This window comes from Lentilactobacillus senioris, from assembly GCF_026798195.1.
GTDB lineage: Bacteria > Bacillota > Bacilli > Lactobacillales > Lactobacillaceae > Lentilactobacillus > Lentilactobacillus senioris_A.
In genome coordinates, this window is sequence record NZ_JAPQEZ010000004.1 from 107609 (window position 1) to 124519 (window position 16911).

At 38.5% G+C, this 16911-nt stretch carries 16 protein-coding genes; 13 read left to right on the forward strand and 3 right to left on the reverse strand.

What is annotated here, in order from left to right; genetic code table 11:
- Positions 1-6 precede the first annotated feature (6 nt).
- Positions 7-2337 (forward strand): ribonuclease R, encoded by a 2331-nt coding sequence (gene rnr / locus OXT66_RS06655; RefSeq protein ID WP_268596589.1) that lies wholly within the window; start codon positions 7-9, stop codon positions 2335-2337.
- Between the two features lie 24 nt (positions 2338-2361).
- Entirely contained in the window at positions 2362-2838 is a 477-nt protein-coding gene (gene smpB, locus OXT66_RS06660; RefSeq protein ID WP_268596590.1) for an SsrA-binding protein SmpB, read from the forward strand.
- A gap of 41 nt (positions 2839-2879) precedes the next feature.
- Here the strand turns inward: smpB and OXT66_RS06665 are convergent, their stop codons facing one another.
- Positions 2880-3401: a hypothetical protein gene (locus OXT66_RS06665; protein ID WP_268596591.1), complete on the reverse strand. Its 522-nt coding sequence runs from the start codon at positions 3399-3401 to the stop codon at positions 2880-2882.
- 104 nt (positions 3402-3505) lie between these two features.
- On the opposite strand from OXT66_RS06665, the gene OXT66_RS06670 reads away from it, so the two are divergent.
- From OXT66_RS06670 to OXT66_RS06685, 4 genes are all read left to right on the forward strand, one after another.
- Positions 3506-4189 carry a uracil-DNA glycosylase gene (locus tag OXT66_RS06670; RefSeq protein ID WP_268596592.1) on the forward strand — a complete coding sequence of 228 codons (684 nt, stop codon included), beginning with the start codon at positions 3506-3508 and terminating at the stop codon, positions 4187-4189.
- 42 nt (positions 4190-4231) lie between these two features.
- Entirely contained in the window at positions 4232-5206 is a 975-nt protein-coding gene (gene pta, locus OXT66_RS06675) for a phosphate acetyltransferase (RefSeq protein WP_268596593.1), read from the forward strand.
- A gap of 66 nt (positions 5207-5272) precedes the next feature.
- Positions 5273-5743, forward strand: a complete 471-nt coding sequence (gene tsaE, locus OXT66_RS06680) for a tRNA (adenosine(37)-N6)-threonylcarbamoyltransferase complex ATPase subunit type 1 TsaE (RefSeq protein ID WP_268596594.1) — start codon at positions 5273-5275, stop codon at positions 5741-5743.
- Positions 5743-6225 carry a GNAT family N-acetyltransferase gene (locus OXT66_RS06685; RefSeq protein ID WP_268596595.1) on the forward strand — a complete coding sequence of 161 codons (483 nt, stop codon included), beginning with the start codon at positions 5743-5745 and terminating at the stop codon, positions 6223-6225. Before tsaE ends, OXT66_RS06685 begins: the two co-directional genes overlap by 1 nt.
- A gap of 19 nt (positions 6226-6244) precedes the next feature.
- On the opposite strand, the gene OXT66_RS06690 is transcribed toward OXT66_RS06685, so the two are convergent.
- On the reverse strand, positions 6245-6781 hold the full coding sequence (locus OXT66_RS06690) for a 3'-5' exonuclease (RefSeq protein WP_268596596.1): 537 nt from the start codon (positions 6779-6781) through the stop codon (positions 6245-6247).
- Positions 6782-6901: 120 nt separating this feature from the next.
- On the opposite strand from OXT66_RS06690, the gene murB reads away from it, so the two are divergent.
- Both murB and OXT66_RS06700 read left to right on the forward strand, forming a co-directional pair.
- A complete protein-coding gene (gene murB, locus OXT66_RS06695) occupies positions 6902-7816 on the forward strand; it encodes a UDP-N-acetylmuramate dehydrogenase (RefSeq protein ID WP_268596597.1) in 915 nt (304 codons plus the stop codon).
- Positions 7817-7829: 13 nt separating this feature from the next.
- Positions 7830-9959 carry a cation:proton antiporter gene (locus tag OXT66_RS06700; RefSeq protein ID WP_268596598.1) on the forward strand — a complete coding sequence of 710 codons (2130 nt, stop codon included), beginning with the start codon at positions 7830-7832 and terminating at the stop codon, positions 9957-9959.
- Positions 9960-9990: 31 nt separating this feature from the next.
- Here the strand turns inward: OXT66_RS06700 and OXT66_RS06705 are convergent, their stop codons facing one another.
- The gene (locus OXT66_RS06705) at positions 9991-10656 is read right to left on the reverse strand and encodes a DUF1361 domain-containing protein (protein WP_268596599.1); all 666 of its coding nucleotides are present in this window, start codon (positions 10654-10656) and stop codon (positions 9991-9993) included.
- A 191-nt stretch (positions 10657-10847) separates the two neighbouring features.
- On the opposite strand from OXT66_RS06705, the gene cdaA reads away from it, so the two are divergent.
- The 5 genes from cdaA to OXT66_RS06730 all read left to right on the forward strand — a co-directional run bounded on the left by cdaA (position 10848) and on the right by OXT66_RS06730 (position 16904).
- Positions 10848-11693: a diadenylate cyclase CdaA gene (gene cdaA / locus OXT66_RS06710; protein WP_268596600.1), complete on the forward strand. Its 846-nt coding sequence runs from the start codon at positions 10848-10850 to the stop codon at positions 11691-11693.
- On the forward strand, positions 11690-12661 hold the full coding sequence (locus tag OXT66_RS06715) for a YbbR-like domain-containing protein (RefSeq protein WP_268596601.1): 972 nt from the start codon (positions 11690-11692) through the stop codon (positions 12659-12661). The genes cdaA and OXT66_RS06715 overlap by 4 nt, the downstream gene beginning before the upstream one ends.
- 25 nt (positions 12662-12686) lie before the next feature.
- Positions 12687-14036 carry a phosphoglucosamine mutase gene (gene glmM / locus OXT66_RS06720; RefSeq protein WP_268596602.1) on the forward strand — a complete coding sequence of 450 codons (1350 nt, stop codon included), beginning with the start codon at positions 12687-12689 and terminating at the stop codon, positions 14034-14036.
- A gap of 245 nt (positions 14037-14281) precedes the next feature.
- The gene (glmS, locus tag OXT66_RS06725; RefSeq protein ID WP_268596603.1) at positions 14282-16096 is read left to right on the forward strand and encodes a glutamine--fructose-6-phosphate transaminase (isomerizing); all 1815 of its coding nucleotides are present in this window, start codon (positions 14282-14284) and stop codon (positions 16094-16096) included.
- A gap of 100 nt (positions 16097-16196) precedes the next feature.
- A complete protein-coding gene (locus OXT66_RS06730) occupies positions 16197-16904 on the forward strand; it encodes a glucosamine-6-phosphate deaminase (RefSeq protein ID WP_268596604.1) in 708 nt (235 codons plus the stop codon).
- Positions 16905-16911: the final 7 nt, after the last annotated feature.

A 16911-nucleotide genomic window follows, 5' to 3' on the forward strand; every position in this document is an offset into this window, starting at 1 on the left:
AAATGATTGCAAGAGCAAGATAAAAACTTACAAAAAGAGATAGAAGATGTTTTACGGTCTAATCCGGATGCGGCTTTTACCGTCGAAAAAATTGCAGACGTACTGAAATATCATGGTTCTGCAGCTTTTAAATTAATTGTGCAAGAACTAGTTGCGTTAGAACGAGCTGAAATGGTTGTAGTCACCGATAATGGTAGCTTCCAGTTAAACCCAGAAAAGCGCAAATTAACGGGGATTTTCCACGCTAATGATAAAGGTTTTGGATTTGTCGCTTATGATGAAAACCAACCTGACGCTTATATTGCCCCAGATAACACTATGTATGCCTTAAATGGTGACGAAGTGGAATTTGAAATCACTCGTCCAGCTGCCGGTAGTGACCGCGGTCCAGAAGGTAAAGTAGTGGCCATTACTGAGCGAAAGTATCAAACAGTGGTGGGACCATTTAATCAAGGCGAAGACGATCATGGCTTTTATGGTCAGCTTAAATTAACTGACAAGAAAATTTCTAAATATCAATTTTATATTTCAGATATCGGGATCAAACCAACTGCAGGAGAGGTTGTAACCGCTCAAATTACCGAATATCCTAATGCAGAACATCCAGATTACATGGTTGGGATTGCAGAACAGGTCATCGGTTCAGTGGATGATCCCGGAATTGATATTTTACAAATCGTGTATGCTCATGATATTCCTGCAGAATTTCCTACGGATGTATTAGAAGCAGCGGATGCCATTCCAGACCACGTTTTAGATGAAGAATTAGAAGGCCGAGAAGATATTACTGACCAAACTTTGGTAACCATTGACGGTGAATCTTCGAAAGATTTGGACGATGCGGTTACTGTTTGGAAGCTACCTAATGGTAACTACCATTTAGGAGTGCATATTGCTGACGTTAGTCATTACGTTACCCCAGGGAGTGTCATCGATAAAGAAGCTTACCGGCGGGGAACTTCAGTTTATTTAACTGATCGAGTAATCCCAATGTTACCTAGAAGACTTTCTAATGGAATCTGTTCACTTAACGAAGGTGTGTTACGACTTTGTATGAGTTGTGATATGGAAATTGATCCGGAAGGTAATGTTATTAAGCATCGGATTCACCCTAGTTATATGAAGTCAAAAGCACGGATGACTTATACGGCTGTTAACCAAATCATTGAGGCTCATGATGAAAATACTATGAACCACTATAAAGATTTGGTACCAATGTTTGAAGACATGGCTGATTTGCACCGAATTCTTTACAAGAACCGGAAAAACCATGGGGCCATTGATTTTGACGATCGCGAAGCAGAAATCATCGTAGATGAAAAGGGTCACGCAGTTGACATTAAACTCCGGGTCCGGGGCTTAGCTGAACGAATGATCGAATCATTCATGTTGGCTGCTAACGAAACGGTTGCCCAACACTACTTTGAAGCTAACGTACCATTTCTTTATCGGGTCCATGAAACCCCAGATGCTGATCGGATTAAGAATTTCTATGAATTCTTAACTGCTTTTGGAATTAACGTTAAGGGTGACCCAGAACACATCAAGCCTAAAACTTTACAAAACGTATTGAAGAAGGTTGCTGGTCAACCCGAAGAAGCTATGGTTTCAGTTATGTTATTAAGAAGCTTGAAGCAAGCTAAGTATTCTGACCAATCATTAGGACACTTCGGATTAGCCGCACCATTTTATACTCACTTTACGTCACCAATTCGGCGGTACCCAGATACCACTGTTCACCGTTTAATTCATTACTATGAAGACAACGGTATTAACTCTGAAACTAAGAAAACTTACGCTGGCGTATTAGACGAAATCGCAGTTCACTCTTCTGAAACAGAACGGCGAGCAGTTGATGCAGAACGGGATACTGACGCAATGAAGAAGGCTGAATACATGGCTGATCACGTTGGTGAAGAATTTGATGCAGTCATTAGTTCTGTACTTAAATTTGGGATGTTTATTGAACTCCCTAATACGGTTGAAGGTTTGGTTCATATTAGTCGGATGAACGATGACTATTATGAATACGTAGAACAGTTCATGGCCTTAGTAGGTCGTGGCACTCGTCGAACTTATAAGATGGGACAACCAATTCGAGTTAAGGTAGTTAACGTTGACGTGGAGCATAGCGCAGTTGATTTTGATATTGTTAACCCTGAGGAAACTCCGGTTAGTGATATTTTACCTAAACGCAAGCCGCGTTCTAATAATGGTCGCAGAAATAACGATCACCGTCACAGCAATAAAGATGGTCAAAAGAAGCATCACGGTGGTAACCACAATGGTTCTCAACGAAGAAATAATTCGCAGTCTGGAAACAAATCACGCCACTAATTTTTTAATAAAGGGGTGAGCCAATTGGTTAAACGTAAACCAACGCCCAAAGATGACAATTTAATTGCCACTAACCGAAAAGCACGGCATGACTACTCAATTTCTGATACCTATGAAGCCGGAATTGTGTTGACTGGTACTGAAATCAAGTCTTTACGAGATCGGCGAGTTAACCTAAAAGATGGGTTTGTTCAAATCCGCAATGGAGAAGCTTGGTTGATGAACGTGCATATCAGTGAGTATGCGCAAGGTAATCAGTTTAATCATGATCCATTACGTAATCGGAAACTATTGTTGCACCAAAAAGAAATCAATAAACTGCAGCAAGCTACTAAGGAAAAGGGAATTACAATTGTCCCATTAAAGATGTACCTTAAAAATGGCTTTGCAAAAGTGTTGATTGGAGTAGCAACCGGGAAACACGAATACGATAAACGTGAAGATATTAAAGCACGGGATCAAAAACGCCAAATTGATCGTGTTATGAAGCATTATTCATAAAAAGACAACCCGATTGGGTTGTCTTTTTATTTAATATTAAGTTAGACACCAAATGTATCGGGTTGCTGAGTTACTTTTTTATGGCGACCAAACAACGGCATCATCTGGGGGTGACCTAAAGCAGCAATTAAAGCTAAAACAATAGGAGTAGATTCATTGTCCATTAGACAGACTTGGCGCCATTGACCATTTCTGCCAAACGGTTCAGCTTTAGCAATTAGTTTTGTATATTGCCTAATTTGATATTTTTGGGTACGGCGATTACCAATAGCCTGCCATGAGGAACTTAATAAAACCATTTCTGTCGCTAAAAATGAACGATGCCAATTAGATTTCATCACGGGGGTCTTATTAGCCAAAATAGTAAAGGCAGCATTTTTGCCAGCAGTTAGCTGTTTAATTTCTAAGATCTCAATTCCTTGAGGACTGTAAATTGTAAAACTATCACCAGCAATTCCCCAGGTTCCCATAATTAAAAAACGAGTGTGATGATGTTCATCGACAACCTTGGTAACTTGAGAGTGATCTAATTCAGTTTGATTAAAGTATAAGCACATTTTCATTTGATCAATCCTCAATTTCGTTTTCTATATTTTAACACGTTCCCATCTTTTTGGGACTGTTATTTAAATGCTGATGTGATACAATGAATGTTGAGGTGTTGGGAATGAAACCGTTTATTCACAATGACTGGTGGCCAATTTTAAAACCAGAATTTGAACAGAATTACTATCGGGATTTACATAATTTTTTGGTTAATGAATATCAAACCCAAAATATTCATCCTGATATGAATCACATTTTTGAAGCTTTTAACTTAACGCCGTTTAGTGAGGTTAAAGTGGTAATTTTAGGTCAGGATCCTTATCATGGTCCTAACCAAGCACACGGACTAAGTTTTTCCGTCCAACCAGGAGTACCGGTTCCACCGTCGTTACAAAACATCTATAAGGAATTACAAACCGATGTTGGATTTAAGCCGGTGAATCATGGTTATTTAGTTAGTTGGGCTAAACAAGGAGTTTTAATGCTTAACTCTGTTTTGACGGTCCGGGACGGTCAGGCGTTTTCACATCGTAATAAAGGGTGGGAACGTTTAACTGATACCGCAATTAAGAAATTATCGGAACGTGAGCAACCAGTGGTCTTTATTCTTTGGGGGCGCGCTGCTAGAGATAAGATTCGTTTAATTGATACTGCCAGAAACATTGTTATTGAATCCCCACACCCCAGTCCACTTTCAGCTCATCGTGGTTTTTTTGGTTCTAGACCTTTTTCTAAAACCAATGCTGCGTTAATCAAGCTAGGTGAAACGCCTATTAATTGGCAGTTGCCGGCACAGGTGGACTAATTAATTAGTGTTTTAATTAAATCATTTACTGGAGGTTTTACCATGGATTTGTTTGAAAGTATGAAAGCCAAGATTAACGGTAAAAACATTAAAATTGTTTTTCCAGAAGGCGATGATGTTCGAATCTTGGGAGCTGCATCTCGTTTAGCTACGGATAATTTGGTGGCACCAATTGTTTTGGGTGATGAAGCCCAAATTATGCAATTAGCTGATGAAAACAAAATTAACATGAGCCAAGTAACAATCGTTGACTATCTAAAACAACCTGCTGCTGAAATTGATGAAATGGTGGCTGCAATTGTTGAACGAAGAAATGGTAAAACTGATGAAGCCAAGGCCCGTCAATGGCTTCAAGATCCTAATTATTTTGGAACTACAATGGTTTACATGAATAAGGTTGATGGAATGGTTTCAGGCGCCAACCATCCAACTGGAGATACTGTTCGCCCAGCCTTACAAATTATTAAAACTAAGCCAGGAGTTAAATTAATTAGTGGGGCATTTATCATGCAACGTAATGACGAACGTTATCTATTTGCTGATTGTGCCATCAATATTGAATTAGATGCTGCTGGAATGGCAGAAGTAGCTGTCGAAAGTGCTGCTACTGCTAAGAAGTTTGATATTGATCCTAAGGTCGCCTTACTAAGCTTTTCTACCAAGGGTTCAGCTAAGGGTGAAATGGTTACTAAAGTTCAAGAAGCTACCAAGTTAGCTCAAGAAAAAGATCCTGATACCCCTATTGACGGGGAATTACAATTTGATGCAGCTTTTGTTCCTTCAGTAGGAGCTAAAAAAGCACCAGGTTCTAAAGTAGCCGGCAATGCTAATGTCTTTGTCTTCCCAGAACTTCAATCAGGTAACATTGGTTACAAGATTGCGCAACGTTTTGGTGGCTTTGAAGCTATTGGTCCTATCCTACAAGGTTTAAACCAACCGGTTTCAGATCTTTCTCGAGGGGCTAACGAAGAAGATGTTTACAAAGTAGCTATTATTACTGCTACTCAAGCACTATAATTTAAATATCAAAAAAATCCGGACACCATATTGATGATGTTCGGATTTTAATATTGGAGGGTCCAAATGACGCAAACAATTAAACTAAATGCTCCTGAACAAACGATGGCATTGGGCCAAAAATTAGCCCAATTGCTCCAACCGCAAGATTTAATTTTGCTGGATGGGGATTTAGGTGCTGGTAAAACTACATTCACTAAAGGGTTAGCAAGTGGACTAGGGATCAACCGACCAGTAAAAAGTCCTACGTTCACAATTGTCCGAGAATATCAAACTGGTCGGCTGCCACTTTATCATATGGATGTCTATCGCTTAGAAGATGGTGGTGGTGAAGAACTGGGCCTAGAGGAATACATTAATGGCGATGGGGTAGTGGTCATTGAATGGTCTGAATTTGTGGCAGCTGAACTCCCCAATGAATTTTTACGAATTAAATTCGAACGTAACGATGAAAATGGCGATAACTCTCGGGTAGCGATTCTTAGTGCTAAAGGTTCGCATTACGAAAAATTATTAGCTGAATTGGGAGAAGTATAATGGCTGAAGTTGATATTAGGGTTGCTGAACCAACGGATGCACAAAATATTTTAACGTTATTGCACCAGTTAGATACAGAATCTGATACTTTTTTAGTGGATGCAGATTTATCCCAAATTACTGCCGAAATGGAAGCTCACCAAATTGAATTAATTAATCAAACTCGGACTAATTTTTTGGGAGTGGCGGAGTATGATGGCCAATTAATCGGGGTGGTGACGGTTGATGAAGTGGATCAAACCGGTGAAGTAGGCATTGCGGTTCTGAACGAATTTCAACAAAATAGGATTGCAACGGCTTTATTAGATATGACCGTTGATTGGGCTGAAAATTACAGTCAACTAACGGATTTGATACTTTCTGTCTATGTTGATAATATTGCTGCGGTGAAGTTGTATAGCAATTTTGAATTTGAGGTTACAAAAACATTAAATGAAAACCGCGCACAGTACCAGATGAAACGGCAACTAAAAAAGGCTTAACCATAACGGTTAGGCCTTTTTAATTTTGCATTTTAATAAATGGTGAAATGGCAGCGTGACCAAATTGTTGTTCTTGGGTAATTAAAATATTAGCACAAGCAACGCTATCATCTAGAGCGTTATGGTGATTTTCTAAAGTGATATTTAATTGGTCACACACTGTATTTAGTTTATAATTTTCAAACTGCGGATAGAAATTACGAGAAGTTTTGACGGTATCTAAAGTAGGATATTTAACTAGTGGAATTTCATAGCGTTCCAATGATTTTTTTAAGACACTGTTATCAAATGAAGCGTTATGGGCCACAATCAATTGTTGTGATGCGAATAGGTCCTGAATATGCTCCCAAATCATGGGAAAAGTAGGGGCATCCATTACATCAGCCTCGTGGATACCGTGCACTTTGATGTTTTGCCAGTCAAAGCTGGTTTCAGGATTAATTAAAGAATAAAATTTAGAAGTTACCTGGTCATTTTCAACTAGGGTTAGAGCAATTGAACAGGCACTAGCTCGTTTTCTAGATGCCGTTTCAAAGTCCATTGCTACAAAGTTCATCTGATCACCTCACAATCGTCAAAAGTATAACGGTTGAAATAATAAAATGCAAGGAAGTAATTTGCTCAACGCCCTAATTATCGGGTAAAATAAGGTATTAAACAAAAAAGGATCGAGAATATGCAGACAAGAGAAATATTTGAAGAACGTTTCAATTCCCAACTAGAAATGTATTTTGATCAACCGTTGGGACGTTACACTAATACCAAAACTGGCGGACCAGCCGACGTAGTAGTATTTCCTACTACTAAAGAACAGGTACAAGAATTAGTTCGAACAGCTAATGACAATCAAGTCCCAGTTACCGTTATTGGAAATGCTAGTAATTTGATTATCAGAGACGGCGGTATTCGGGGATTAGTAATTATTTTAACTAAAATGACCGAAGTTAAGGTGAATCAAAATGAAATTACAGCATGTGCAGGAGCTGCGATTATTGAAGTTACCAAAGTAGCTCAAGGGGCCAGTCTGACTGGCTTAGAATTTGCTGCAGGCATTCCTGGTAGTGTGGGGGGTGCCATCTTCATGAATGCCGGAGCTTACGGCGGAGAAATTAAAGAGGTCGCTACTGGAGCAGAGGTCTTAACGACCCAAGGAGAATTTAAGCATCTAAATGCAGCAGAATTAGACTTTGGTTATCGTCATAGCAGTGTTCAAGATAACGATGATATTGTCTTAAGTGCTACGTTTACCCTTCAACCGGGAGATCCAGTGGCTATTCAAGATCAAATGGATGATTTAAATGAACGCCGAGCAGCTAAACAACCATTAGAATTGCCTTCGTGTGGAAGTGTCTTTAAACGACCTACTGGCTACTTTGCCGGCAAGTTAATTCATGATGCGGGCTTACAAGGTTTTCAAATCGGTGGTGCTCAGGTATCTACCAAGCATGCTGGATTTATCGTTAACGTCGGTGGAGCTACTGCAACCAACTACATGGACGTAATTCGTCACGTTCAAGAAACCGTTATGGCTAAATTTGGCGTAAAGTTAGAAACGGAAGTGCGAATCTTAGGAGAAAATCCCCGGGTATAAGGAGGTTACTTAATTGGAAATATTAGAATCAGTAATTATGCTGATTAGTTTAGTACTGGTCTCCAATATTTTGGATCACTTTATCCCAGCAATTCCAGTTAGTTTAATTCAAGTTGGATTAGGGTTGGCAATGGCGTTGGTGTTTAAAACAACGATTCCATTAGAAACTGATTGGTTCTTATTGTTATTTGTTGCCCCGTTATTGTTTAATGATGGACGGCGCTTTCCTAAAAAGGAACTTTGGAAGCTTCGCGGACCCATTATGGCCAATGCTATTTGGCTAGTCTTTTTAACAACGATCGTGGGGGGCTTTGCGTTTCACTTACTGATGCCTACCATGCCATTAGCTGTCTGCATTGCTTTAGCAGCAATTTTGTCTCCTACCGATCCGGTAGCAGTGCAATCCATTTCTCAACGGGTCTCTTTGCCTGAAAATGTATTGCATTTAGTGAGTGGCGAAAGTCTTATCAACGATGCTAGTGGACTAATTGCGTTTAAATATGCTATTGCAGCTACGGTGAGTGGGACATTCGTTCTTTCTAGGGCGGCTCTAGATTTTACCTACATTAGTTTGGTGGGCTTTGCCGTCGGGGCCATTTTGATGATTGCCATTTTATTATTAGAAGAGTGGCTTTATCGCCATGGGATTAACGATGTGATTTTTATTACGGTGTTACAAATCACAACTCCATTCGTTATTTATTTACTGACGGAAGAACTAACTCACGCTTCAGGCGTTATTGCGGTGGTAACTGCCGGAATTATTTCTCATATTTACGATGGCGGCATTAAAAATCAACCAGAGTTAACCTTAGTACGAGAAAAAACTTGGGATATTATTATCTATACTTTAAATGGAATTGTGTTCTTAATCTTAGGAGTGGAGCTGCCATTAGCTACGACTAAACTAATCGTTGATGATCAAATTAGCACACTTGGTGCCCTTGGTATTTCATTTTTAGTTTGGGTAATTTTACTCTTAATTCGAGTACTCTGGATTTTTATTTACCAGGTAGCTAACAGATCTAAGAAGCAAGCTATCAACACTAAAACTATTCGTTATAGCTTTAAAATGTCGCTTCTAGCCGGTTTATCTGGAGTGCGCGGGGCGGTTACCATGGCCGGGGTATTATCAGTACCACTGGTTATTAACACCGGTTCGGCCTTTCCGGCTAGATCATTAATGTTGTTTGTAGCCGCCGGTGTCATAATTATTAGCTTGGTTGCAGCAACCATTACGTTACCACTAGTTTCGGCTAGTAAGGGACCAATTGTTACTAGAGCACTTGCAGCATCTCGCAATGCTAATTTTGGGGAAACTAGTGAACAACCAGCATCTGCTGAAAAAATTAGTGAAGACGAAGCTCAAATTTATATTATGAAAATGGCTATTCAAAGAATTGAAGAAGAGCGTAGAGAGGAAAATTCTCGAGAGGTCTTTGAACTAATTTTGGACTATCAATTCTTAATTCGTAACTTAGAGTTGCGATTGCAGGATACTGATGCAATGAACAAGGTATTAGCTGACGAATTAGCATTACGGCGAGTTGCTTTGGCAGGTGAACGAAAAGCATTAGAAAAGCTGCATGCTGAAAATGCTATCTCCGACAAAACGTATACTTTTGCTAATAGACGGCTAGCACATCAAGAGACTCAATTGCAGCATTCTTATATTGCTCATGCTAATCATCGCGGCAGTGATATTATTTACTGGCTAAAACGGGCTAAAAAATGGTTAGCTGTAAGATTTTACCAAAGTAAGGAAACGGATGTGGAAATGGCTGAGTTTTCATTAGCCCAACGAGAACAAGCTAAAGCAGCCATTCAAAGTCTTTCTACGTATTTAGCACGAGATGATATTGATCAGCAAAGGTTTGAAAGTCAATCAGTTTATCATTTGATTGTTCGTTATCGAAATCAAATTGAACGAGCAGGCACTGAAAGAGAACAATTTCAAGCTGAACGAGATGAACGCCAATATCAAAATCTTAGAGTTCGAGGGTTAGCAGCTGAACGTGAAGGGGTCCAGATTTTATTGGAACAAGGACACATAGATTGGTCGCTAGCTACTAAATTGAGACAATATATTAATTACTCTGAAACGGTTTTAATTACTGATAACGGAGAAAATGAATCAGATTAAAAAAGACGAGGCCACTTAGAAACAATAGTTTCTAGTTTTCCTCGTCTTTTTTTGTACTATTGGTAGAACTAATCAAATGCAGTGACCAATAGATGATTAATTGCACCAAAGTGAGTAATATCATGAAACGAATAGCCCTTGATGACCACATGTTTAATAGTGGTTGAATAAAGAGGGAAGGAGTCATGAATAGATAAATCGTATGGATGCGTAAAAAGCGACCAATAAAAATACCAATTGATGATAGTATTGATAGAATGATTATCCCGATAGGAGTACTCCATTTAGGTAAATGAAGTCTATCAATAATCCCATCATTGACTTGGCCCAGCCCCCACATGCCCAAAATTGTTGATGGAAGAGCACTAACAATTAACAGCGTGAAATTTAACCACATAGAATTATCTAGGCGTAGCAAGCCATTAGTGCCGTAGGGTTCAAGTAAGGATAAATGAAACAGATCTGTCAGTAAGTATGGTGCATTGGGGTAAAATAACAACCAGACTAATGAAATCAACCAAAACAAAAGTCCGTTTTGCGGTTTTCTTTTTCCCACGTGAAAGCTTAATTCGATGGGAATATAAGCTAAAAAGGTATTTAAAATTAAAAAGGTAAATGGGGGTTTTACTAACGCAGCTAAAATGCCCAGCCAAATAAGATAAAAGCCCCGAATTGCCCATTTTTGTAGTCGATTCATGAATGCCAACTCCCTTTCACCACTATTAAACTCTATTTAAGTTGAAAATGCTAACTAATTGACGAATTATTAGCTTTTTTTATTAAATTTAAGTAAATCCAAAATTTGCAGTGGTTTCTCATAGCTAGAGATGCCTTATGGCGTTAAGTTGCGCTATAATAGGCTGGAAGAATAATTTAAGGAGAACGACTATGGATTGGTCCACAATTTTTACTATACAAAATTTTATTAATTTGATTGATATCCTGGTGGTTTGGTTCCTATTATACGAGTTAATTTTGATGGTACAAGGTACCAAGGCGGTCCAATTGATGCGGGGCATTGTAATTATTGTCTTGATTAAATTAGTCAGTTGGTATGTTGGCCTCACAACGGTTTCTTGGATTATGGACCAAATTATTAATTGGGGAGTTATTGCAATTGTTATTATTTTCCAACCAGAAATTAGACGGGGGTTGGAGCATTTAGGACGGGGATCGTTTTTTTCTCGCAACAAGAGTGAAAATGAGGCCGCTAATCAGTTAATCGAGTCATTAGATAAGGCAATCCAGTACATGTCCAAACGCCGAATTGGAGCATTAATTACAATTCAAATGAATACGGGATTAGAGGATTATATCGAAACCGGAATTGAATTAGACGCGGATGTAACCGGTGAACTATTAATTAATATTTTTATTCCTAATACACCACTGCATGATGGAGCGGTAATTATTAAAGATAACCGGATTGCCGTAGCAGCAGCTTATTTGCCACTATCTCAAAGTAACTTGATTCCTAAGGAATTGGGAACTAGACATCGAGCTGCCGTGGGAATCTCTGAGTTAACCGATGCAATGACCATTGTTATTTCAGAAGAAACGGGTGAGGTTTCAATTACTCAAAACAATGAATTATTGCGGGGAATGACTCAAGACGATTATTTAAAATATTTCAGAACGCAATTAATTAAGGATACACCTGATAATCCCCATAGAAATTTAGTGATGATAGTATCTAATTACATTGAAAAACACTTTAAGGGAGGGAAATCATGAAAAATCCACTCTCAAATAAATGGTCTTTAAGAATCATAGCCCTATTTTTTGCCATTGTATTATTTATTTATGCCGATTCTTCTAAAGTGGGATCAACCCGTGATGTTAGCCAACGGAGTAAGATTATTCAACTAACGTCCACCAAGTCAGCGACTGTCTCAGTACCGCTGTCTTTAACGGTTGATAGTAACAAGTTTTTTGTAACTGGTTATCCAGAAAAAGTTCTTGTACACTTAAAGGGTCCGGCAGCGCTGGTAACTACCACTGCTAATACTCAAAATTTTAAGGTCTATGCTGACCTATCTAACTTAGGAGTAGGCAGTCATTCCGTTAGAATTCAGCAAGAAGGAATTAATAGTGAATTGCGCTATAGTTTTGAACCAGCTAATATAAAAGTTGATATTCAGCCAAGAAAGACAGTTAGTTATCCCTTAGCAGTTAAGTATACCAAGTCTAATATTGCTACTGGTTATCAGGCAGGAACGCCTACTACTGATATTAAGTCAGTGAAGGTGACTGGGGCTATGACTGAAATCAATAAAGTAAAACAAGTTGTTGCCCAACTAAATGTCCCTCAAAATGCTAAGTCAACGGTTGAAAATCAAGCAGTGATTGAAGCCCTTGATTCAAAAGGGAAAACCGTAAATGTGGTTATCACTCCTGCAACTACTAACGTTAAATTACCAATTGCCGCGGGACATAGTAAAGAAGTTGGGGTAAAATTAGTAGTTAGGGGGAATTCTGCAACTAATAACCAATTTAAGTTGAGTAGTAATACTAAACGGGTAAAAGTTTTTGGAACTAACAAGCAATTAGCAAAAATTTCCCAAGCTCAAGTTAAAGTGGATACTAGTGATGTCACTAGCTCTACGACTAAAAAGGTAGTCTTAGATAACAAGCTTAATGACGTAGCAGGCTTCGAACCAACTAGCATTAACGTTAAAATTGTTAAATCGACAAAATTATAATTGAAAAGAACTGAGGAATTAAAAGATGAAATACTTTGGAACAGATGGCGTACGTGGAATTGCAAATAAGGACTTAAGTCCAGAACTAGCTTTTCGATGTGGTAGAGCCGGTGGCTTTGTATTAACTAGTCATTCCGAAAGAAAACAACCCCAAGTTTTGGTAGCTAGAGATACTAGAATTTCTGGCCAAATGTTACAAGAAGCTTTAATTGCTGGATTATTATCAGTCGGAATTGAAGTTTTAAACTTAGGAGTAATTACGACTCCGGGGGTTGCTTATTTGGTTCGTAATCAAGATGCTGATGCCGGAGTTATGATCACGGCTTCCCATAATCCAGTAGAATACAACGGAATTAAGTTCTTTGGTGCTGATGGATACAAGTTATCTGATGCAATGGAAGAAGAAATTGAAGCTATTTTAGAAGCTTCTGAAGATACTTTGCCTCGTCCAGCTGCTGAAGGATTAGGAACTGTTAGTGATTACTTGGAAGGCAGCCAAAAGTATATTCATTTCCTAGAACAAACAATTTCTACTGATTTGACTGGTTTAAATATCGTAGTTGATGCTGCTAATGGAGCCACTAGTAAGTTAGTAACTAATTTATATGCTGATTTAGATATTGATTTTGAAACTATGGCAACTTCACCAGATGGACTCAACATTAACGCTAACGTTGGTTCCACCCATCCAGAACAACTTCAACAAAAGGTAGTAGAGTTGGGTGCACAAGCCGGAATTGCTTTTGATGGAGACGGTGATCGTTGTATCGCTGTTGATGAAAAAGGTAATATTGTGAATGGTGATACCATTATGTTCATTTGTGGTAAGTATTTAGCTGAACGGGGGCGTCTTAAAAAAGACACCATTGTTACTACGGTAATGAGTAATTTGGGAATGTATAAAGCAATGGAACGCAACAATTTAAATAGCGTTCAAACCAAAGTTGGTGACCGTTATGTGGTTGAAAAGATGAATGAAGATGGATATAACTTGGGTGGCGAACAATCGGGCCACGTTGTATTCTTAGATTTCAATACTACCGGCGATGGTATGCTAACTAGCTTACAATTATTATCCATCATGAAAGAAACTGGTCGGAGCCTCTCTGATCTAGCTAGTGAAGTGGCTATTTATCCACAACGACTAATTAACGTTAAGGTTAGTGATAAAAAGCATGCGATGGACAATCCTAAGATCGCTGAAGTAATTAAGCAGGTTGAAGAAGAAATGCACGGGGATGGTCGTGTATTGGTTCGCCCTAGCGGAACTGAACCATTGTTACGAGTAATGACAGAAGCTCCAACTCAGGATTTAGTTGATGACTATACTCAACGAATTGCTGATGTAGTTAAAGAAGAAATCGGAATTGATTAATCAAAACCCCTGGAATAAGTTCCAGGGGTTTTTATGAGCGTTGCTAAAGTAGAGCTAAATAAATTGATAATTTCAGCTCCTACTAAAGTTTGTGAAATTCGGCTAGACCAATTTACTCACATATTATAAGTTTATTTCGTAAATAATTGACAAATGGGTTTAAATTGAGTAAATTATATATGTTCTTTTAAAAATAACTATTAAAAATTATGTCTATACCAATTTAGAAAGCGGGAGATTTGATTATGTGTGGAATTGTAGGTGTCACAGGTAACGATAACGCTGTGGAAATTTTATTAGAAGGGCTTCAAAAACTGGAGTACCGGGGATATGATTCAGCAGGGATTTACGTTAATGATGAAAATGGCTCAGATTATTTAGTTAAAGAAAAGGGCCGAATTGCTGACTTAAAAGCAGCAGTGGGACCAGAAGTTCACGGTACTACTGGCATTGGTCATACCCGTTGGGCTACTCATGGGGTAGTTAGTGTCGATAACGCTCACCCACAAGTTTCACAAGATCACCGTTTTTATTTAGTTCACAACGGAGTGATTGAAAACTTTAAAGAACTTAAAGCTCAATACTTAAGTGACGTTACTTTTACCAGTCAAACTGATACTGAAGTCGTTGTACAATTAGTTGATTACTTTGCTAAGCAAGGAATGAATACTAAGGAAGCCTTCTTACAAACTCTTAGTTTACTTAAGGGCTCTTCTTATGCGTTCTTATTGATGGATAGTAATGATCCAGAAACCCTTTATGTTGCCAAAAACAAGAGTCCACTTTTGATCGGGTTAGGTGATGGCTGTAATGTAGTTTGCTCAGATGCTTTAGCTATGTTGAATGTAACTCATGAATTCTTGGAATTACAAGATGGTGAAGTAGTTACCATTACCCCTAATTCAGTTGAAATTTTAGATCGCGAAGGTAACGGTGTTAAGCGAGAAAGTTTCCACGTAGAAATGGATGCTCAAGAAACTGATAAAGGTACTTATCCATACTACATGTTAAAAGAAATTGATGAACAACCAAATGTAATGCGCAAGCTAGCTCAAATGTACTTACAAGAATCTGGTAAAACTAACGTAGAACCAGAATTGATCGCTGCTATTAAGGCAGCCGATCGAATTCATATCGTTGGTGCCGGAACTAGTTATCATGCTGGTTTAGTTGGCCGGAAGTTATTTGAAAAATTAACTCACACCCCAACTGAAGTGCACGTGGCTTCCGAATTTGCATATGAAAAACCCTTATTGGGTGAAAATCCATTCTTTATCTTCCTTTCTCAAAGTGGAGAAACCGCAGATAGTCGAGAAGTTTTGGTAAACGTTAATGCGGAAAACTACAAGAGTTTAACGATTACTAACGTTCAAAATTCCACTCTTTCTCGAGAAGCTACCTTCACCATGTTATTAAATGCCGGTCCAGAAATTTCTGTGGCTTCTACTAAAGCATACACTGCCCAAATTGCAGTCGAAGCAATTTTAGCTAAGGCAGTCGGAATGGCTAAGGAACAAGTAATTGCTGAAGAATTTGATTTAAGACAACAATTAGGTCTCGTAGCTACAGGAATGCAAGCTATCATTGACGAAAAAGAAGAAATTGAAGATTTAGCTAAGGAATACTTTGTAGATGCTAGCCGGGCCTTTTACATTGGTCGTGGCATTGATCATACCGTTTCCTTGGAAGCAGCATTGAAACTTAAGGAAATTTCTTACGTTCAAGCTGAAGGTTTTGCAGCTGGTGAGTTGAAGCACGGAACTATCGCTTTGATTGAAGAGGGTACTCCGGTAGTGGGAATTATCACTCAAGAAAAGACATCTAGCTTAACTCGCAGTAACCTACAAGAAACCTTATCACGGGGGGCTAAGGTGATTACAATTGTTCGCCAAGCACTTGCTAAGGATGACGATACTATTGTTATTCCCGATGTTGATGAAATGATTACACCACTATTGAGTGTTATTCCTGCTCAATTGTTGGCTTATTACACAAGTCTTAACAAAGGTTTAGATGTGGATCGTCCTCGTAACCTTGCTAAGAGTGTTACAGTTGAATAAAAAATAGAAAGAAAAGCAAATTGCTTTTCTTTTTTATTTGCAAAAATGGTCTATATGTTTTATCATTGGACTATACCAAAACGAAAGACCGGTGATTAAGATGAGAATCATTATTGTCAAGAATAGCGAAGCAGGCGGTAAAAAGGGCGCTCAAATTTTTAGTGAAGCTTTAGAGAACGGTGCTAAAGTATTTGGGTTAGCAACTGGTAGCACCCCAGTAACAACGTATCAAGCATTGGCAGCCAGTGATGTTGATTTTAGTAATTCCACTTCAATTAATTTGGATGAATATGTAGGACTAACTCCTGATAATTCTCAAAGTTATCATTATTTCATGCAAAAAAATCTATTTAACTTCAAGCCATTCAAAAAGTCTTATGTTCCAGATGGTACTAATTTGGATGCAGCAGAGGTCATTGAACAATATAATCATATTATTGAGACTAATCCGATTGACCTACAGATTTTAGGAATTGGGCAAAATGGCCATATTGGATTTAACGAACCCGGCACTCCATTTGATTCAGAAACTCATGAAGTGGCATTATCTCAATCTACAATTAATGCTAACTCGCGATTCTTCAGTAGCCCTGAAGAAGTTCCTCAAAAAGCGTATTCTATGGGAATTGCTTCTATTATGGGTGCCAAACAGATTTTGCTTGAAGCTTTTGGTGAAAATAAAGCTCAAATTATTAAAGAAGCACTTCAAGGTCCCATTACTGAAGACGTTCCTGCCAGTGTATTACAACAACATGATAATTTAACGGTTATTTTAGACGAAGCTGCTGCTAGTCAACTTGACCTTTAAAATAGTT